Origin of the sequence: Halorubellus litoreus (assembly GCF_037081675.1) — an archaeon.
Classification (GTDB): domain Archaea; phylum Halobacteriota; class Halobacteria; order Halobacteriales; family Natrialbaceae; genus Halorubellus; species Halorubellus litoreus.
On sequence record NZ_JAZAQL010000002.1, the window covers coordinates 1466565 to 1483669 of the forward strand.

20 protein-coding genes and 2 tRNA genes are annotated in these 17105 nt (G+C 68.6%); 13 read left to right on the plus strand and 9 right to left on the minus strand.

From position 1 onward, the window contains the following. Nucleotides 1–44: 44 nt before the first annotated feature. The 3 genes from VYJ16_RS14855 to VYJ16_RS14865 all read left to right on the plus strand — a co-directional run bounded on the left by VYJ16_RS14855 (nucleotide 45) and on the right by VYJ16_RS14865 (nucleotide 2317). Nucleotides 45–1277 carry an MBL fold metallo-hydrolase gene (locus VYJ16_RS14855; protein WP_336351082.1) on the plus strand — a complete coding sequence of 411 codons (1233 nt, stop codon included), beginning with the start codon at nucleotides 45–47 and terminating at the stop codon, nucleotides 1275–1277. Nucleotides 1278–1414: 137 nt separating this feature from the next. Beyond that, complete coding sequence (locus VYJ16_RS14860) at nucleotides 1415–1810, plus strand: DUF8147 domain-containing protein (protein WP_336351083.1); 396 nt, start codon at nucleotides 1415–1417, stop codon at nucleotides 1808–1810. An 87-nt stretch (nucleotides 1811–1897) separates the two neighbouring features. After that, a complete protein-coding gene (locus tag VYJ16_RS14865) occupies nucleotides 1898–2317 on the plus strand; it encodes a CopG family ribbon-helix-helix protein (RefSeq protein ID WP_336351084.1) in 420 nt (139 codons plus the stop codon). 19 nt (nucleotides 2318–2336) lie between these two features. Here VYJ16_RS14865 and VYJ16_RS14870 read toward each other — a convergent pair whose 3' ends face one another. Then, on the minus strand, nucleotides 2337–2564 hold the full coding sequence (locus VYJ16_RS14870) for a hypothetical protein (protein WP_336351085.1): 228 nt from the start codon (nucleotides 2562–2564) through the stop codon (nucleotides 2337–2339). A gap of 123 nt (nucleotides 2565–2687) precedes the next feature. Here VYJ16_RS14870 and VYJ16_RS14875 point away from each other — a divergent pair, with 123 nt between their 5' ends. Together VYJ16_RS14875 and VYJ16_RS14880 are read left to right on the plus strand one after the other, a co-directional pair. Then, nucleotides 2688–4193, plus strand: a complete 1506-nt coding sequence (locus tag VYJ16_RS14875; protein WP_336351086.1) for an FAD-dependent oxidoreductase — start codon at nucleotides 2688–2690, stop codon at nucleotides 4191–4193. 80 nt (nucleotides 4194–4273) lie between these two features. Then, nucleotides 4274–5464, plus strand: coding sequence for an MBL fold metallo-hydrolase (locus VYJ16_RS14880; RefSeq protein ID WP_336351087.1), 1191 nt, complete (start codon nucleotides 4274–4276; stop codon nucleotides 5462–5464). A 27-nt stretch (nucleotides 5465–5491) separates the two neighbouring features. Here VYJ16_RS14880 and VYJ16_RS14885 read toward each other — a convergent pair whose 3' ends face one another. Next, entirely contained in the window at nucleotides 5492–6484 is a 993-nt protein-coding gene (locus VYJ16_RS14885) for an oxidoreductase (RefSeq protein WP_336351088.1), read from the minus strand. 132 nt (nucleotides 6485–6616) lie between these two features. Here VYJ16_RS14885 and VYJ16_RS14890 point away from each other — a divergent pair, with 132 nt between their 5' ends. The 4 genes from VYJ16_RS14890 to VYJ16_RS14905 all read left to right on the plus strand — a co-directional run bounded on the left by VYJ16_RS14890 (nucleotide 6617) and on the right by VYJ16_RS14905 (nucleotide 9320). Continuing rightward, nucleotides 6617–7468, plus strand: a complete 852-nt coding sequence (locus tag VYJ16_RS14890) for an aldo/keto reductase (RefSeq protein ID WP_336351089.1) — start codon at nucleotides 6617–6619, stop codon at nucleotides 7466–7468. Between the two features lie 102 nt (nucleotides 7469–7570). Continuing rightward, nucleotides 7571–8023 carry a hypothetical protein gene (locus VYJ16_RS14895; RefSeq protein ID WP_336351090.1) on the plus strand — a complete coding sequence of 151 codons (453 nt, stop codon included), beginning with the start codon at nucleotides 7571–7573 and terminating at the stop codon, nucleotides 8021–8023. 56 nt (nucleotides 8024–8079) lie between these two features. Beyond that, complete coding sequence (locus VYJ16_RS14900) at nucleotides 8080–8940, plus strand: ZIP family metal transporter (protein ID WP_336351091.1); 861 nt, start codon at nucleotides 8080–8082, stop codon at nucleotides 8938–8940. A gap of 146 nt (nucleotides 8941–9086) precedes the next feature. Continuing rightward, nucleotides 9087–9320: a DUF8106 domain-containing protein gene (locus VYJ16_RS14905; RefSeq protein WP_336351092.1), complete on the plus strand. Its 234-nt coding sequence runs from the start codon at nucleotides 9087–9089 to the stop codon at nucleotides 9318–9320. A gap of 27 nt (nucleotides 9321–9347) precedes the next feature. Here the strand turns inward: VYJ16_RS14905 and VYJ16_RS14910 are convergent, their stop codons facing one another. The 4 genes from VYJ16_RS14910 to VYJ16_RS14925 form a co-directional block, all read right to left on the minus strand. Next, complete coding sequence (locus VYJ16_RS14910) at nucleotides 9348–9845, minus strand: hypothetical protein (RefSeq protein ID WP_336351093.1); 498 nt, start codon at nucleotides 9843–9845, stop codon at nucleotides 9348–9350. A 48-nt stretch (nucleotides 9846–9893) separates the two neighbouring features. Then, entirely contained in the window at nucleotides 9894–10187 is a 294-nt protein-coding gene (locus tag VYJ16_RS14915) for a DUF6360 family protein (protein WP_336351094.1), read from the minus strand. A gap of 43 nt (nucleotides 10188–10230) precedes the next feature. Beyond that, complete coding sequence (locus VYJ16_RS14920; RefSeq protein WP_336351095.1) at nucleotides 10231–12024, minus strand: nitrite/sulfite reductase; 1794 nt, start codon at nucleotides 12022–12024, stop codon at nucleotides 10231–10233. A gap of 132 nt (nucleotides 12025–12156) precedes the next feature. After that, entirely contained in the window at nucleotides 12157–12471 is a 315-nt protein-coding gene (locus tag VYJ16_RS14925) for a DUF8134 family protein (RefSeq protein WP_336351096.1), read from the minus strand. Between the two features lie 217 nt (nucleotides 12472–12688). Between VYJ16_RS14925 and VYJ16_RS14930 the strand changes: the two genes are divergently transcribed. The 3 genes from VYJ16_RS14930 to VYJ16_RS14940 are packed head-to-tail and all read left to right on the plus strand — an operon-like array spanning nucleotide 12689 to nucleotide 13765. Beyond that, on the plus strand, nucleotides 12689–12820 hold the full coding sequence (locus tag VYJ16_RS14930) for a hypothetical protein (protein ID WP_336351097.1): 132 nt from the start codon (nucleotides 12689–12691) through the stop codon (nucleotides 12818–12820). A gap of 2 nt (nucleotides 12821–12822) precedes the next feature. Next, a complete protein-coding gene (locus tag VYJ16_RS14935) occupies nucleotides 12823–13038 on the plus strand; it encodes a hypothetical protein (RefSeq protein ID WP_336351118.1) in 216 nt (71 codons plus the stop codon). Nucleotides 13039–13078: 40 nt separating this feature from the next. After that, nucleotides 13079–13765 carry a DUF7119 family protein gene (locus VYJ16_RS14940; protein WP_336351098.1) on the plus strand — a complete coding sequence of 229 codons (687 nt, stop codon included), beginning with the start codon at nucleotides 13079–13081 and terminating at the stop codon, nucleotides 13763–13765. Nucleotides 13766–13767: 2 nt separating this feature from the next. On the opposite strand, the gene VYJ16_RS14945 is transcribed toward VYJ16_RS14940, so the two are convergent. Then, nucleotides 13768–15030, minus strand: coding sequence for a M20/M25/M40 family metallo-hydrolase (locus tag VYJ16_RS14945; RefSeq protein WP_336351099.1), 1263 nt, complete (start codon nucleotides 15028–15030; stop codon nucleotides 13768–13770). A gap of 85 nt (nucleotides 15031–15115) precedes the next feature. On the opposite strand from VYJ16_RS14945, the gene VYJ16_RS14950 reads away from it, so the two are divergent. Next, a tRNA-Lys gene (locus VYJ16_RS14950) sits at nucleotides 15116–15189 on the plus strand. Between the two features lie 391 nt (nucleotides 15190–15580). Here the strand turns inward: VYJ16_RS14950 and VYJ16_RS14955 are convergent. Together VYJ16_RS14955 and VYJ16_RS14960 are read right to left on the minus strand one after the other, a co-directional pair. Continuing rightward, nucleotides 15581–16435, minus strand: coding sequence for a head-tail joining protein (locus VYJ16_RS14955; protein ID WP_336351100.1), 855 nt, complete (start codon nucleotides 16433–16435; stop codon nucleotides 15581–15583). A gap of 114 nt (nucleotides 16436–16549) precedes the next feature. Beyond that, a tRNA-Cys gene (locus tag VYJ16_RS14960) sits at nucleotides 16550–16626 on the minus strand. Nucleotides 16627–17105 lie beyond the last annotated feature (479 nt).

Consider the following 17105-nt stretch of genomic DNA (forward strand, 5'->3'; position numbering starts at 1 on the left):
GACGAACGCAAGTGGCTTCGGTGACTTCCCTCGGGTAACGCAGCATGGACGTTCGCTTCCTCGGTGGTGCCCGCGAAGTCGGCCGGAGTGCCATCCTCGTCGACGACTCGCTCCTCCTCGACTTCGGGCTCCTGACGGGGACGCCGATGCAGACGCCGGTCGACACGCCGGACCCGGACGCCGTCGTCGTCTCGCACGGCCACCTCGACCACGCGGGCGCGGTCCCCGCGCTGCTCTCCGGGAAAGCCCGGCCGCCCGTGCACTGGACGCCCCCCACGCGAGAACTGGCTCTCACGCTCGCTCGCGACACCCTGAAACTCCACGGCGGCACCCTCCAGTGTCCGTTCACGGAGACGGACGTCCAGCGACTCACGCAAGTATCCGAGACGCACGGCTACCGCGAGCCCTTCGAGGCCGCCGGATACGAGGTGACCCTGTTCGACGCCGGCCACATCCCCGGGAGCGCGCACGTCTTGATCGACGACGGCGAGACACGCTTCCTGTACACGGGCGACTTCCACGTCGACTCGCAACGTCTCGTCCCCGGGACGACCGCGCGCCCGGACGCGGACGTCGTCCTCTGCGAATCCACGTACTACGGCGTCGAGCACGACCCGCGAGCCGAGGTCGAACGCCGGTTCGTCGAGCGCGTCGAGGAGACCCTCTGGGAGGGCGGCACCGTCGTCGTCCCCGCGTTCGCCATCGGCCGCACCCAGGAGATGCTGCTCGTGTGCGACGCGCACGACGTCCCGTGCTACGTCGACGGCATGGGGAAGGACGTGACGCGGATGCTCGGCCACCACCCCGGCTTCGTCCGGGACGCGGACGCCCTCCAGCGCGCGACGAGCCACGCCCGGTTCGTCACCGGTCGGGACGGGCAACGCAAGCGCATCTGCGAGCAGAAGGCCGCCATCGTCACGACGAGCGGGATGCTCTCGGGCGGCCCAGCGATGACGTACGTCCCCGAGGTCGCGCCGAACCCGACGAACCTGGTCGCGATGACGGGCTACCAGGTCGAAGGCACGCCCGGCCGGGAACTGCTGGAGACCGGGAGCGCCGAGTTCGACGGCCGCCGGCTGCCCGTCAGCGCGCGCGTCGAGCAGTACGACTTCTCCGCGCACGCCGACGAAGCCGGCGTCCGCGAGTTCCTTGACGCGTACCGCGACAGCGAGGTGCTCGTGAACCACGGCGACGACTGCGAGCGCTTCGCCGCCGACCTCCGCGACGACGGCTACGACGCCAGCGCACCCGCCGTCGGCGACGTCGTCTCGCTGTGACCACGTCGGCACCGTCGGCATCGTCGCCACCGTCGGCATCGTCGCCACCAACGTCCGGACGCCAGCGCCCGACCGCGTTTCTCACCCCCTGAGACCCATACTCCGAGTATGTGTGCGCTGGACGCGTCTAGAGAGGTATGATACTCCACCGTCTCCTCGTCGCTGCAGGTTCGGCCGTGGTCGCGTTCGGCGTCGTCGCCGTCGCGGTCATCGAAGCACTCGCGCCCACAGCGGACATCGGCGCGGGCATCGTCGGCGTCGGCGCCGGCGCGCTCGCCGGCATCCTCGCGTTCGTCGCCGTCGCGCTCCTCGTCGAGGAGCTCGCCGGCCCGGCGCGCTGGGCGGTCGACGCGGTCGGCGCGTTCGGCCTCGCGCTCGTCGGCGTCGGCGCGTTCGTCTACGTCGACGTCGTGTCGCTCGAGACGACGACCGCGGTCGCGGCCGCCGCCGTCGTCGGCGTCCTCGCCTTCGGCGCGGGCTGGCTGAGCGACGAGCGGACCGACGAACCCGGTGACGGCTCCGGGACCGCCTGAAGCGACTCGAACCGGCCGCCGCCTCGTCGACCGACGAACCCCACGGATTACCAATCCTTATTAACTGAGACCGTCTACGTTAGTATCATGACGGTTGCGAGCGTCTCGATGCCCCAGGAACTGCTCGACAGAATCGACGAGTTCGCCGACGAACACGGCTACACCGGGCGGTCGGAGGTCCTCCGCGAAGGCGCGCGGAACCTGCTCGGCGAGTTCGAGGACAAGCAACTCGAGGACCGCCAGCTCATCGGCGTCATCACCGTCCTCTTCGACTTCGAGACCACGAACGCCGAGCAACGCATGATGAACCTCCGCCACGAGTACGAGGGCCTCGTGAAGTCGAACTTCCACAATCACGTCGGCGACCACCAGTGCATGGAGCTGTTCGTCCTCGAAGGCAGCCTCGAGGAGATCTCCGCGTTCGTCGGGAAGGTCCGCGCGACCAAGGGCACCACGACCGTCGACTACTCCGTGACGCCCGTCGACGCAAGCGACGCCGTCGTCTGAAGCGGCCTCGTCGTCGACCTCAGTCCTCCCCGCGCTCGGTCCGCCCCGCGGCAGGACTCGTCGCGACGCCGTAAAGGAAGCCGGCGGCGACGACCGCGAACCCGAGGACGACGCCCAGGTACGCCAGCCCGGTGAACGGGCCGTACTCGCGGCTGTACCGGCCGTACCAGACGAGGTCGTGGACCACGACGAACCCACTCGAGAGCGTCATCGCGATACCGAACAGCATCGGTCTGAGACCGCGCATACCGTCGGTGTCGTGGAGCGGACGCTTCACGCTTGGGAGATCCGCCGACAGCGACCCGCGGTCGTGCACGCGGCGGGCGATTCCGGGGATAACGTATTCACGATGGCGAGCGACGCGTGTGGTATGCCGGACCCGTTCGTCGTCGTCGGCGGAGACGCCGCAGGACTGAGTGCCGCGAGCAAGGCCAAACGCGAGGCGCCCGAGCGCGACGTCGTCGTGTTCGAGAAGGGACGCTGGATATCGTACGCGCACTGCGGGACGCCGTACTTCGTCGAAGGCGTCGTCGAGACGCTCGACGACCTCCTGTCGCTATCGCCCGACGAGGTCGAAGAACGGGGCGTGGACCTGCGGCGCGAACACGAGGTCACTGGCGTGAACACCGACGCGCGGACCGTCGGCGTCGACGGTCCCGACGGCCAGTTCGAGCAACCGTACAGCGACCTGCTGGTCGCGACGGGCGCGCACGCCGTCACCAGCCCCATCGAGGGTCACGAACTCGACGCCGCGCTCCCGATGCACGGCCTCGACAACGCCGCCGCGACGAGAGCGCTCCTCATGGACCCCGACGCCGACCACCTCGCCGCGGTCGGTGGCGAGGAATACGTCGACCGGGAGCGCGTCGAACGCTGCGGCGCGCTCGAACCACCCGAGACCGTCGCCATCGTCGGCGGCGGGTACGTCGGCGTGGAGATGGCCGAAGCGTTCAGCGCGCACGACCTCGACGTCCACCTCTTCCAGCGCCCCAGTCACGTCCTCGAGTCCTTCGGCGATCCCATCGCCGAACGCGTCGAGGAGACCCTTCGGGACCACGGCGTCACCCTCCACCTCGACACCGAGGTCGCACGCCTCGTCGACGATACAGGAGCCTCGACGGGCGACGGTCGCGTCGCCGGGCTCGAATGCGCCGGCGGGACGACCCTCGAGTGCGAGCTCGCGCTCGTCGGCATCGGCGTCCGGCCGAACACGCACCTTCTCGAAGACACGCCCGTCGCGCTCGGCGAGAGCGGCGCGGTCGCAGTCGACGACTTCGGCGCGACGAACGTCGACGGCGTGTACGCCGCCGGCGACTGCGCCGAGATGACTCACGCCGTCACCGGCGAGTCGACGTGGGTGCCCCTCGGCCTCACCGCGAACCGCGCCGGCCGCGCCGTCGGCACCACCGTCGCCCGCACCGACCACGACGCCGGCGACAACGGCGACGGGAGCGGGCACGGGGGCGTCTCCCCAGCCGACCGCGAACCCGTCGGGTCGATCGCCGGCACCGCCGTCACGAAAGCGTTCGACATGGAGGTCGGCCGCTCCGGCATCACCGACCTCGACGAAGCCCGCTCGTACGGGTTCGACCCCGTGAAAGAGACCATCACGACCCGCTCGCGCTCGGGGTACTACCCGGGCGCCGCCGAGACCACGGTCACGCTCGTCGCCGACCGCGACAGCGAACGCCTCCTCGGCGGCGCCATCGCCGGCACCGACCGCGCCGCCGTCCGAATCGACACCGTCGCCACCGCGCTCGAAGCCGAGACGACCGTCGGCGACCTCGAACGCACCGACCTCGCGTACGCCCCACCGTTCTCCCCGGTCTGGGACCCCATCCTCACCGCCGCGAAGGTCCTCCGCGGCTCGCTGTAGCCAGCGGTCGCACTCACCCACGACCGGGACCCAGATGTGTACGCACCGCACTTTTCCGTCTCGGTCGCGTTCCCCCAGATATGTCCGGTCAGTTCCCCGACCTCGACGCCACCGTCCCGCTCGTCAGCGCCGCCGAACTCAAGGCGCGAGTCGACCGAGACGAGCACGTCGTCGTCCTCGACACCCGCCGCCCGGACGACTACGAGTCCTGGCACATCGACGGCGAGAACGTCACCGCAATCAACGTCCCGTTCACGGCGTTCATGGACGGCGACGACCCCGCGGGCGGCGTCCCCAAGGCGCTCCTCGAAGCGCTCCCGGAGTCGTACGACGCGCCGATGGTGACGTGCTGCGCGAAGGGCATCTCGAGCCTGTACGTCGCGGAGTTCCTCACGCGCGAGGGCTACGACATCGTCGCGCTCGACGACGGGATGCGCGGCTGGGCGGGCCTCTACGAGTCCACACCGCTCGCGAGCGAGTTCCTCCCCGACGAGGCCGTCGTCCGCCAGTTCGTCCGCCCCAGCTCGGGGTGTCTCGCGTACATGATCGTCTCGAACGGCGAGGCGATGGTCGTCGACCCGCTGCGTGCGTTCGCGAACGAGTACGCGGCCGCGGCCGACGACCAGGACGCCTCGCTCGTGCACGCCGTTGACACGCACGTGCACGCGGACCACGTCTCCGGCGTCACCGCGGTCGCCGACGCCACCGACGCCACAGCGCTCGTCCCACGGGGTGCGGCCGAGCGCGGGTACGAAGGCGACGCGGACTACGTCGACGCCGGCGACGAACTTCACGTGGGCGACGTCGCCGTCGAGGCGGTCGCACTCCCTGGCCATACGACCGAGATGCTCGGATTCCGCATCGGCGACGTCCTCCTCACCGGCGACACGATATTCACCGATAGCGTCGCCCGCCCCGATCTCGAAGAAGGCGACGAGGGCGCGAGAGACGCCGCGAGCCAGCTATACGACACCATCGAGGACATCGCCGAGTTCGACGACGACGTCCTCGTCGCGCCGGGGCACACGAGCGAGACCGCAAGTCCGCGCGACGACGGCACGTACGCCGCGACGCTCGGCGAACTCCGCAAGCGCCTGCCCGCGTTCCGGCGCGACCGCGAGGACTTCGTGGACGCCATCCTCGACGGCATGCCGCCGCGGCCGAACAACTACGAGACCATCATCGCCGCGAACCTCGGCCGCGAGGACGTCGACGACAGCGAGGCGTTCGAGCTCGAGCTCGGCCCGAACAACTGCGCCGCCGGCGAGTAGTCGTGGTCGGCGGCGACCGGTGACGCCTCAGGCCGCGAGCGCGTCGAACTCGTACTCGATGTCCGTGTGTTCCTCGCTCGCCTCCCAGAGCCGGCGCGCGAGGTCGTCGTCGAGCGCGCGAGCGCTCGGCTCCTGGCGCTCCGGGCTGCCGCGCATGTTCATGAACCCGCCGGGGCCGTAGTACGCGCCACCGGCGACGTCGGGCGCGGTCGCGGCGTACAGCAAAGGGAGCGCGCCGTCGGCCGCGGACTGCGCGAACACCGCGTTCGCGGCCTCCATCATGTACTTCCGGAGCACGGACCCGCGCTGCTCGGGGCCGCGCTTCTGGAGGTTCGTCGCCGCGTACCCGGGATGCACCGCCGCGCTCGTCACGTCCTCGACGCCCGCGTCGTCGAGCCGCGCGTCGAGCTCGCGCGCGAACAGGACGTTCGCGAGCTTGCTCTGCGCGTACGCCGCCCACTCGTCGTACCCGCGCTCGGGCTCGTCCACCGGGTCCGCGCTCCGGGGACGGATGCGCTCGAAGTCGACGTCACCGCGCTCGTGCAGCCCACTTGACTGCGTGACCACGCGCGCCTCGCCGTCGCTCGCCGCGAGCGCGGGCAGGAGATGCTCGGTGAGCGCGAAGTGCCCGACGTGATTCACGCCGAACTGTTTCTCGAACCCCTGGGCGGTCTCGCTGTACGGGATGGCCATCACGCCCGCGTTGTTCGCGAGGACGTCGAGCGCGTCGTAGTCCTCGCGGACGCGCTCGGCGAACGACCGAACGGAGTCGAGGTCCGCGAGGTCGCACTCGCGGACGTCCAGCTTCCCCGGCGTCGCCGTGCCGCGCCCGGCGATCTCGTCGCGGATGGACTCGGCGGCGTCACGGCCGCGGTCCGTGCTCCGGACCGCCATCACCACGGTCGCGCCGCGCGCCGCGAGGACCCGCGTCGCCTCGCGACCGATACCGCTGTTCGCGCCCGTCACGACCACCGTCATCTCGCTGCAATCCGGCACGTCGGACTCGGACCAACCACTCATGTATTCCCGTACTCGCTCGCGACTCAAGGCCTCTCGGCTCGCGGCACCGCCTCGACGCCGGCCTGGCGGCGGTTCCGGCGAACGCGTCCGGCTTCACGAAGCCATACGGCCGCGGCGGCCGACACTCGTGGTATGGTCGAGAACCACTCCGACACGTTCGCCATCGGCGGGACAGACGAGGTACACCGGCTCGGGTTCGGCGCGATGCGGCTCTGCGGCGAGGGCATCACGGGGCCGCCCGAGGACGAGGAGGCCGCGCGCGACGTCCTCCACCGCGCGACCGAGGTCGGCGTCGACTTCGTCGACACCGCGGACTCGTACGGCCCGGGCGTCAGCGAGCGCCTCATCCGCGAAGCGCTGCATCCGTACGACGACCCGGACGTGTTCGTCGCCACCAAGGGCGGCCTGCTCCGGAACCGCGACGGCGAGTGGAAGCCGATGGGCGACCCGGACTACCTGAAGAACGCGCACTTCGCGAGCCTCGACCGCCTCGGCGTCGACTGCATCGACCTCTACCAGCACCACCGCCCCGACCCCGACGTCGACGTCGAGGACTCCCTGCACGCGCTCGCCGAGTTGCAAGACGAGGGCGTCATCGAGCACGTCGGCGTCTCGAACTACTCCGTGGAGCAGTTAGAGCGCGCGAGCGACGTCGTCGACGTCGCCACGGTGCAAAATCGCTTCAACCTCAGCTATCGCGAGGAGCGCGACGTCCTCGAATGGTGCGAGGACAACGACGCCGGGTTCATCCCGTGGTACCCGCTCGCCGCCGGCGACCTCGACGACGACGACGCAGTGGACGAGATCGCCGACGCACACGACGCCTCGCGCGAGCAGATCGCGCTCGCCTGGCTCCTGCACACCAGCGACGTCACGCTCCCGATTCCGGGCACGTCCAGCATCGAGCACCTGGAGGAGAACGTCGCCGCGAGCGCCATCGACCTCACGGACGAGGAGGTCCGACGGCTCGACGACGCGGCTTGACACAGGTCCGAGGGACTTTGGTCGTCCGGTCCGGCCGGTGGTGGGGAAAACGGTCGTTTCAGCCAGAGGTGAACTCTTGAAAGCAGCCTCGCTACGTGGCGTATGGACCGTCGTGCGTTCCTCGCTGGGTCGAGCGCCCTGGCAGTCGGGGCGACCGCCGGGTGTCTCGGCTGGACCGGTGCTCCCGCTCGGTCGACGACCGAATCGCTCGCCGTCGAAGGGGACGAGCCGACGCTCGAACCAGGGGACAGCGCGACGCTGGTCGTCCGGACGACCGCGATTCGGCGCTGTCAGTTCACCGCGTACTGTCACGAGACGGCCGGCGTCGAACTGCGCCTGAACGACGCCCGACTCGACCCCGAACCAACCGCGGGCGTGATGGACTCCTACCCCCAGATCTGGACGTGGAAGCGACGACGCGACGTCACCGTCACCGTTCCCGTCGACGTCGCACCGGACGCGTCACCAGGCCAGTGCGAGTACGGCGTCGCGGCCGCCGGCGGCGACGACGAGGAGGTCGAAGAGTCGTTCACGATAACCGTCACCGACGGGTGACGACCGGGTCGCCGGTGCCATAGCTTCAAGTCGCGTGCGGGCGTCCGGCCGGACGAATGACTGCGGCCACCGATTTCTTCGTGAATCTCGTCGGCGACAACGTGCTCGTGCAGGCGCTCGTCGGCGGATTCGTCATCGCGGGCCTGAACCTCCTCGGTGCGTCGCTCGTCCTGTTCGTGAAGGACCCGAGCGAGCGCGCGCTCGACGGCGCGCTCGGGTTCGCCGCGGGCGTGATGCTCGCCGCCGCGTTCACGAGCCTCATCCTCCCCGGGATCGACGCCGCCGGCGGCGACCCCCTCCCCGTCCTGTTCGGCGTCCTCCTCGGCGCTGCGTTCCTCGACCAGGCCGACCGGTTCGTCCCGCACGCGCACTACCTCCTCACGGGGAAGCGCCGCGACGACGTCGGGTACGACGCCGCCGACAGCCCCGTCGACGAGTCGAAAGTCGCCGGCGTCGTCCTGTTCATCCTCGCAATCACTCTCCACAACATGCCCGAGGGACTGGCGGTCGGCGTCGGGTTCGGGAACGCCGCGAACGCCACCGGCGCCGAGAGCACCGCAGCGCTCGCGGACGCGCTCGCGCTCATGCTCGCCATCGGCATCCAGAACGTCCCCGAAGGCCTCGCCGTCTCCGTCGCCGCCATCAACGCCGGGTTCGACAAACGCGCGTACGCCGTCTTCACCGGCGTCCGCTCCGGGGTCGTCGAGATACCGCTGTGCGTCCTCGGCGCACTCGCCGTCACACTCGTCGCCCCCCTCCTCCCGTACGCGATGGGGTTCGCCGCCGGCGCGATGCTGTTCGTCATCAGCGACGAGATCGTCCCCGAGACCCACCAGGGCGGCCACGAACGCGTCGCCACCCTCGGCCTCATGGTCGGCGTCGTCGTCATGCTCTACCTCGACGTCTCCCTCGGGTAGCCAGCGCGCTCGCCGCACGCGCGTCCCCCGAATCCGACGCCAGCACCGCCGTCGCTAGAGAGGGCTTCGCACGCGAGAACCGGACGCTTGGTATGGTGAAACAGGCTCAGAGGAAGTATTTACGCCTCCAGCCACTACCCTCGTTCATGACCGCAGAGGAGTCCCTCCAGCGACGCGAGAGCCACGAACCGCCTCCAGCGACGCCACCGAAGGCGACGCTGTTCTGTCCCGACTGCGACCGCGAAGCCCCCGCCGACGGCGACTGGCAGCAGCGCCAGCGGAGCTACGGCGTCGCCGTCCACTGCCCGCGCTGCGACGCCCGCCTCACGCTCCGCCCACAGTTCTCCGACGACGTCACCGACCTCGTGCACGGCGACTGACCGCGGTCCCGTTCTTCCACGTACGCGTCAGCAATCGCCGTAGATGATGCGATAGAGGTCGCCGTCCGCGGTGACCACGTACCCGATGGTCGACGGCCCGGCGTCGACGTGCACGTGGAAGTGCACGGGGGTCTCCCCGTTCGGAGCGACGTCCCCGTGAACCTGCTCGCTCCCGCGGAAGTGCCCACCGACGTCCAGTACGGTCGTCGTAGCCATCGTCGATGTCGAGGCATCGGTGCGCTCGGTCCCCGCCGTCGTCGAAGTCGACGCTGGTTCGCTCGTCGTCGCCAGGCGCCGGTCCGCGAGGTGCTCGCGGACGACCGAGACCGCCTCGGATCCGTTTGCGACCGCGTCCACGGGCTCGCCGAGGCGCTGCGCGCCGCCGTTCCCGAGCGGCGGACAGTGCTGAACGGGCGTCGTGACCGACGCGAGCACCGCCAGGAGAGCCAAGAGCACGAGCGCGACCACCGCGACCACCGCCGCGGTCCTGCCGAGCCACGCGCGTGCCTCTTCGACGTCCAGCACGCTCCACCCGGTCGAACCGACGACACAAAAACGTAGAGGTCGGCGCGGTCAGTCCTCGTCGTTCGCCTGCGCCGCCGCCTCGACCTTCGCCGCGTGCGACTCCAGGTCCGCGGCGAGTTCGCGAGCCTGCTCGGGCGACAGCTCGAGTTCGTCGACGTGCGCGGCGACCCCGTCAGGTTGGTCGTCCGCTTCGAACTGGAGTCGGACGTGCTCGGGGTTCTCGCGCGCGCTCGTCGCGTTCGCCACGCCGAGCCCGGTCGTCTCGTCGTCCGCGGTACGGACGCGAGCGTCGACGAGGTCGAGCGTCGTGTACGCGTTCACCTTCATCAGTCGTCCGACCATCAGCGCACCTCCACGAGCGCGGGCGCCGACGTGACTCCCGTCATCAGTCGTCCGCGGGCGCCGAGTCGTCCTCGGCCGCCGCGTCCAGCGGCACGCCGTCGCCGTCCGTCGGCGCGGGCGACGCCGCCATCTCGTCGTCCTCCGCGTACGGGTACCACGTGCGCTTCGTGTTGTGCATGAAGTGATCCTCGTAACTCGTCTCCTCGGGTTCGACGAGTTCCTCGAGTTCGTCCTCGTCGTGGCGCTCGACGAAGTCACGGAACGTCTCCGTGCCCTCGCGCTCCGTTTTGTACGTCTCGACGAGGTTCGCGATCGCACCGGGGACCTCGTCCGCGGGGATGCGTTCGCCGACCCAGTCCGCGAACCGCGGGTTCTCACCGAGCCCACCGCCGAGCCCGAGGTCGAACGCCTCCACGGGCTCGCCGTCCTTCCGCGTCTTCATCCCGCGCAGCGAGACGTCCGCGATCTGCGGTTGCGCGCACGACGCCGTGCACCCCGACAGGTGGACGTGGAAGTCCTCGACCTCCTCGGGCAACTCGACCGTGTCGCGAAGGTGTCTGGCGTAGCGGACCATGCGGTTCTTCGTCTCCACGATCGAGAGCGAGCAGAACTCCGTGCCCGTACAGGCGATAGAACCCCGCATGAACGGGCCGGGGTTCGGCGAGTAATCCTCGAGCAGCGGCTCTGCGAGGAGGTCGTCGACGTTCTCGTCGGGGACGTCCGTGACGACGACGTTCTGGCGCTGCGTGAGCCGGAGCTCGCCCGAACCGTACTCCTCGGCGAGGTCCGCGAGCTCGAGGACGTCTTCGGTCCCCATCCGGCCGACGAGAACGTTCAGGCCGACGTAGTTCTTCCCGTCCGCCTGCGGGTGGACGCCGACGTGGTCGTCGTGCCCGTCGCCCTCGCGCCCCGCGTTATAGCTGTATTCGTCGCGGAAGTCCTCGCCCGCGGACTGGAGTTCGAAGTCCACGAACTCCTCCTGGAGCACCTTCCGGAGCTTCTCGGCGCCCCACTCGTCGACGAGGAACTTGATGCGCGCCGAGTACCGGTCCTCGCGGTTCCCGTACTCCTCGAACAGCGCCGACACCGCGTCCGCGACCGCCGCCGCCCGCTCGTGGGGCACGAACACGTCGATGTCGCGCGCGAGCCGCGGCTCGTTCCGCGCGAGCCCGCCGCCGACGCGGACGTTGTACCCCTTCACGCCCTCTTTCGTCGCGGGCTCGAACGCGAGGTCGTTGATCTCGCCCTGCCCGCAGCCCTCGCGGCAGCCCGTGACGGCGACCTTCCACTTCCGCGGGAGGTTCTCGTAGCGGTCGTTCTCCTTGAACTCGTCCTGGAACGCGTACACCGTCTCGAGCGCGTCGACGTGCTCGTGCTCGTCCTTCCCCGCGACCGGACAGCCGACGATGTTCCGCCACGAGTCACCGCACGCCTGCACCGTCGACAGGCCCGCGCCCTCGAGAGCGTCCCAGACCTCGACGATGTCCTCGACCTTGATCCAGTGCAACTGGATCGCCTGCCGAGTCGTGAAGTCGCACCACGACGCGCCGAACTCGGGATTCTCCACCGGACCGGTCGCGTACTCCTCCGCGACCTCGCCGACGACGCGGAGCTGGCCGGGTTCGAGGATGCCGTTCGGCGTCCCGATGCGCATCATGAAGTACGACTCCTGGCCCGCGCGCTGGTGGTACAAGCCGTACCACTTGAAGCGCTCGAACCACGCGTCGCGCTCGTCCTCCGGAATCGACGCCCAACCCTCCTCGGCGAAGCGCTCGACGTGCTCGCGGATGTCCGTCCCGTACACCTCGGCCTTCCACTCCTCGACGTCCGTCGCCATTCGTACCCGAAGCCACGCGCCACGGGGTCATACCCGCAATCGTCTCGTCATACCTCCCCGGTACTCCGCAAAAGCGGCGAAACTTGCACACCCCGACCGCGCCGTGACGCGGACGGACAACACCCACCCGACTCAGACAGACGGCTCGCTCCGCGCACGCACCGCATCCGGCGGATACGGCCGGAACGACCCGTCCAGTACACGCCCGACGCCCAACCCCGAGAACGTCCGCTTCTCGCCGCAGTCCACGCACCGACCCACGCCGTCGACCGATACCTCGCGTCCCGTGACGCTCACGCGCGTGAACGCCTCCAGGAGCACGAACGCGGTCGCACACCCACAGAAATCCGTCGCCGCGAACCGCCAGATATCGCTCGTCGGCACCCGCCGCTCGTTGTCGACGGACACCCACGCACCATCGTCCAGCACGCGCAATTCAGTCGGCATACCCACCCTCGACGCCGCTCGGGTTTGGTCCCATCGGGGCCCGCAAACCTCCGTGTCGTCCACGACACCACGAACCACCACGAACCCACTCACTGCACGCGATTTCCCGCCAGTTCGCCCGACCGAGATACCGGGAACATCGTCCGGTACCCGGGAGCCCCGGTCACGAGTGACACCACGAACTCGTTTAACCACACCCACCACATACGACGACCCGATGACCCCCACCGACACGCCAACCGACGACCCACCCGACAACGACCAGCCACACCACCCCACGACCACGAGACCAACCAGCGTCGCACCGCCCGCAGACGTCGCCCCCGAACTCCACGACGAGGACGCATGACGATGGCCGAACCCGAAACCACCGACCCCGAGTCAGAGACCACCGAACCAGAAGCAGAAACCACCGAACCAGAACCCATCGAGGACGACCCAGCCACCAGCGACGACCACGACGAAGACCGCAGCGGCGACCGCGACGACGCACACCTCCGCGACGTCGACCCCGGCGCCGGCTGCACCGAGATCTGGGAGCACCTCTCAGAGACGCGCGACGACTAGCACCCACGACTTTTCTCACCACGCCCCCAACCACAACTCGATGCCAGACGAGGACGCCCCCCGCGCCGACCGCCAATCGCCAGTCGGCAAACCCGTCATCCGCGGCGACCCCGACATCACGGGGCAGACGCCCGAAGAAGCCGTGCAGTTCGACCCCGACGACCCCGAAAGCGTCGCGCTCGCCGCCGACACCGTCGCCCGGTTCGCAACCAGCAGCGTCGGCGACGACGACCACGTCTACGTCCTCCGCGGCGCCGCCGCCTGCGCCGCACTCGTCCGCGGCGTCGGCTCGTACAAGATCGCCGCCGAACGCACCGACGGCGCAGCCAGCATCTCCTTCATCCGAAAATGGGCGCGCGTCCACGACCTCCCACGCTCCGTCCGCCTGCACGTCGCCCGCGGCGACATCGCCCCAACCGCCGCGAAACACGTCGCGCGCCTCGCCGGCGAAGCACGCTTCCACCTCGCCTGGGCGATCCTCGACGCCGACCTCACCGTCCGCGACGTCCGCACCATCGCCAGCGACGTCGACGACGACACGTCCATCGCGGACGCCCTCCGCGCACACGGCATCACACCCGGACACCTCGACGTCGACCTCCCGCTCGCCACGTACTCCGAACTCCGCCGGCAAGCCGCACTCGAAGGCCGACCCCCCGGCAGCGTCCTCGCCGACGCACTCGCCGCATACGACCCCGACCGCTACGAGACCAACACCCAGCGCTGACCCTACTCGTTCGCGAGGAACGCCACCGTCGCGTCCGCGAGCACGTCCGCAGCCGCACGAACCTCCGAGAGCGAGATCGTCTCGTCCGGGAAGTGCGCCTGGTCGATACTCCCCGGCCCGAACAGGACCGTCGGAATCCCCGCCGCGACGTAATGTCGAGAATCCGCACCGTACGTCGCCCCACGCGGCTCGTCGTCCAACCCCGCAGCCTGCATCGCCCCACGAAGCGCGCCAACCACCGGTTCGTCCGCATCGACCGCCGCAGCCTCGAACTGGATACCGTCACGCTCGAAACCAGGCGGGTGCTCGCGCGTCCACGCATCCGCGTCCGCGACCAACCGCAACCGCTCGCGGAGCGCCTCCTCGACACCAGCAACCGTCTCGCCCGGCGCGACGCCCACGCGGACGCCCGCCGACAACGCCGCCGGCACCGACGACGCCCACTCGCCCGCCCGCACCGTCCCGACGTTCACCGGCCACTTGATCGGGAACCGCTCGTACCGCGCGTCCGTCACCGCCTCGTCGCGCTCTCGCTCGAACGCCCGAAGCCCCTCGCGAACACGCTCGAAGTGATCGAGAACCGACTCGCCGCGCCACCGCGTCGCCGCATGCGCACTCCGCCCCTCCAACGTAATCTCACCCATCAAACTCCCCTCGACAGCAGTCACGCACGCCAACTCCGTCGGCTCCGCGACGATGCACGCATCGCGCTCGAACGCGTACGGCGACTCGAGCGCCGCCATCCCCGCCCCGATACCACCCTCCTCCTCGCCAGCGACCGCCTCCACGACCACGCGACCATCGAGCCCGCTCTCGCGAGCACGCTCGACAGCAGCGCGCGCAGCGAACACCGCCGCGACCAACCCACCCTTCATGTCGGCCGCACCACGCGCCGTCAACTCGCCGTCCACCCACGTCGCCTCGAACGGCGGACTCGACCACGACCCCTCGCCCGCAGGAACGACATCCACGTGCCCGTTCAACACGAGCGTCCGCCCCGCCGCAGGGTCCCCAACCTCGAAGACACCAGCGACACTCGGCCGCCCATCAACGTCGATCTCCGCAGGGTCGTCCGGGAACGACGGATGCCCCGCAAGCACACTCGCATCAGCCTCCCACGTCACCGTCTCGAACCCCCAATCGTCGAGACGCCGCTCGAACCACGCAACGACCGCCGCCTCCTCACCAGGCGTCGACGCATACTCCACGAACGACGAAAGCATCGACCGCACCTCGCCCGCCTCCGTCACCTCGAAACCATCCATGCACGAACGCTCACCCAGCATCGCCCTAAGCGTTCTCCCCTATATCGACAACCCTTAAATACACGGGTCCGAAACTGAGGAGCAAGGGCCGGTAGCTCAGTCCGGCAGAGCGTCTGGCTTTTAACCAGACGGTCGGGGGTTCAAGTCCCTCCCGGCCCGCTTCTGCGACGAACGAACGTGAGGAGCGAAGCGGCCATCGAGGACTTGAACCCTGCGAGTCGCAGCACCCGAGCGAAGCGAGGGTGACCGTCTCGCATCGGTTCAAGTCCCTCCCGGCCCGCTACTTCGCGCTGCGAACGACGGTGAGCAGCGCGAATCGGAGCCGAGGGACGTGAATCCTTCCAGTCGCGCGCAGCGAACGCAGGGAGAGCACGTCTAGATTCGAATCACGTGGCTCCCAGTCCGCCTCTGCCTCGACCAGACGTGAGGAGCGCAGTAGCTATCGAAGACTAGACTCTGCAAGTCAGACCAACAACGAACGACCACGCACCCGAGAACCAGAATAAAAAAAAAACGGCGAACAGCTGCCGACAACAAACGAACGCGCGCGTTACTCCTTCCGCGGGAGGAACGCCAGCGCGATGAGGAGCACGAACACACTCCCACTCCCGATCGTCACACCCCAGACACCATTGATGCGGTCGTGGAACCGATCATTCGTACGGATCGCATCCTGCAACTGCTCACGTGCAGCCTGCCCCTCACCAAGCAGAACAGTATCGTTGTTCTTGAAGTGAACGACGTACGGCTGCTCGTTCAGCGAGATGTTCTGATTGTTCGTCGTGGACAACGCATTCGTCCGCGGCGCAGTCCACTCCAACACGACACTCGTATTCGAGACGCTCGCAATCGTCGTCCGATTCCCAGCACGCTCGAACGAATCACTCTCCGAGAACGCCACCGACTGCACCGACTCGTTCGACGAATTCGCGATATACGACGTCACCGCAACGTCCTGCCGACCACCCTGCTCGGGCTCACTATCGATATACAGAACCCCATCACTCCACGCCGGCCGGAACTGCGCCGTCGGCTCCCAGCGGAGCTCGAACCGATCCGTCCCGTTCTCCACCAGAACACGACGCGTCTGATTCTCGAACTCGACAGTCGAATTCGCCGCCCACGACTCCGTATACCGCGCAGAATCGTTCGTCCACTCGAAACGGACAGTGTACTTGAGGCCACCACCACCACCGTGACCACCACCCTCCTGCTGTTCAGCTTTCACTTCAGCGACCGTATACGTCCGCTCATCCACAGTGACAGTATCGCCCGCCTCTATCTCGCGGACATCATCACCACTGATCGTGATCGCAGGCGCGTCCGCCGTCGCAATGAACGCGTACGACCCGGCAGCGATCACGAGGAAGAACGCGATGTACGCCGCCGCTGCTCGTCGTTGCATAACCGAAGCGAAGTACGCACTCGGTATAACGGTTTCTAACTCACCACGACACACCCACCACACAACCACCAACACCACCCACACAGCACGCGCTCACCAACGAACACACAAAGAAGCCAAGGGCCGGATTTGAACCGGCGGGGGTGCGGCTCTGCAGGCCGCTGCGTTCGGCCGGACTCTGCCACCTTGGCGCACTCACACCTACCGACTCACCGAATTTAAGCATAGCGGAACACCCTCACGAAACCACCCCCCACCACCGGCACGGCGCGCGAGCGAGCGCGACCGGCGACCACCGGGAGCCCGGCCGCGCACACACACGCGAGGGACGGCGAGCGAACACCGTGAGCGAGCCGTCGGCTGGGGAGGACGAGGCCCACAGCTGTCCCCTACGCACGCAACTTCACCGACAGCGTCGCCACTCCACGAACAACACACCCACGCACAACCCAACCACAGCATCGCCACTCATCGAACAACACACACTCGCACAACCCAACCACAGCATCGCCACTCATCGAACAACACACCCACGCACAACCCAGGACAGCATCACCACTCCACGAACAACACACACACGCACAACCCAACCACAGCATCACCACTCCCTCTGTAAAGACAAAAAGCCCACCACCCCACAACAGGGGTGGCAGGCTCAAAGTATGAATAG

What these genes read in the sequence shown, in the direction of transcription:
- VYJ16_RS14875 (WP_336351086.1), top strand. Translation starts at nt 2,688, where the DNA reads ATGCCGGACCCGTTCGTCGTCGTCGGCGGAGACGCCGCAGGACTGAGT.
- VYJ16_RS14895 (WP_336351090.1), top strand. Translation starts at nt 7,571, where the DNA reads ATGGACCGTCGTGCGTTCCTCGCTGGGTCGAGCGCCCTGGCAGTCGGG.
- VYJ16_RS14925 (WP_336351096.1), bottom strand. Translation starts at nt 12,471, where the DNA reads ATGCCGACTGAATTGCGCGTGCTGGACGATGGTGCGTGGGTGTCCGTC.
- VYJ16_RS14945 (WP_336351099.1), bottom strand. Translation starts at nt 15,030, where the DNA reads ATGGATGGTTTCGAGGTGACGGAGGCGGGCGAGGTGCGGTCGATGCTT.
- VYJ16_RS14935 (WP_336351118.1), top strand. Translation starts at nt 12,823, where the DNA reads ATGGCCGAACCCGAAACCACCGACCCCGAGTCAGAGACCACCGAACCA.
- VYJ16_RS14880 (WP_336351087.1), top strand. Translation starts at nt 4,274, where the DNA reads ATGTCCGGTCAGTTCCCCGACCTCGACGCCACCGTCCCGCTCGTCAGC.
- VYJ16_RS14915 (WP_336351094.1), bottom strand. Translation starts at nt 10,187, where the DNA reads ATGGTCGGACGACTGATGAAGGTGAACGCGTACACGACGCTCGACCTC.
- VYJ16_RS14885 (WP_336351088.1), bottom strand. Translation starts at nt 6,484, where the DNA reads ATGAGTGGTTGGTCCGAGTCCGACGTGCCGGATTGCAGCGAGATGACG.
- VYJ16_RS14855 (WP_336351082.1), top strand. Translation starts at nt 45, where the DNA reads ATGGACGTTCGCTTCCTCGGTGGTGCCCGCGAAGTCGGCCGGAGTGCC.
- VYJ16_RS14955 (WP_336351100.1), bottom strand. Translation starts at nt 16,435, where the DNA reads ATGCAACGACGAGCAGCGGCGGCGTACATCGCGTTCTTCCTCGTGATC.
- VYJ16_RS14890 (WP_336351089.1), top strand. Translation starts at nt 6,617, where the DNA reads ATGGTCGAGAACCACTCCGACACGTTCGCCATCGGCGGGACAGACGAG.
- VYJ16_RS14920 (WP_336351095.1), bottom strand. Translation starts at nt 12,024, where the DNA reads ATGGCGACGGACGTCGAGGAGTGGAAGGCCGAGGTGTACGGGACGGAC.
- VYJ16_RS14905 (WP_336351092.1), top strand. Translation starts at nt 9,087, where the DNA reads ATGACCGCAGAGGAGTCCCTCCAGCGACGCGAGAGCCACGAACCGCCT.
- VYJ16_RS14870 (WP_336351085.1), bottom strand. Translation starts at nt 2,564, where the DNA reads ATGCGCGGTCTCAGACCGATGCTGTTCGGTATCGCGATGACGCTCTCG.
- VYJ16_RS14860 (WP_336351083.1), top strand. Translation starts at nt 1,415, where the DNA reads ATGATACTCCACCGTCTCCTCGTCGCTGCAGGTTCGGCCGTGGTCGCG.
- VYJ16_RS14900 (WP_336351091.1), top strand. Translation starts at nt 8,080, where the DNA reads ATGACTGCGGCCACCGATTTCTTCGTGAATCTCGTCGGCGACAACGTG.
- VYJ16_RS14865 (WP_336351084.1), top strand. Translation starts at nt 1,898, where the DNA reads ATGACGGTTGCGAGCGTCTCGATGCCCCAGGAACTGCTCGACAGAATC.
- VYJ16_RS14940 (WP_336351098.1), top strand. Translation starts at nt 13,079, where the DNA reads ATGCCAGACGAGGACGCCCCCCGCGCCGACCGCCAATCGCCAGTCGGC.
- VYJ16_RS14930 (WP_336351097.1), top strand. Translation starts at nt 12,689, where the DNA reads ATGACCCCCACCGACACGCCAACCGACGACCCACCCGACAACGACCAG.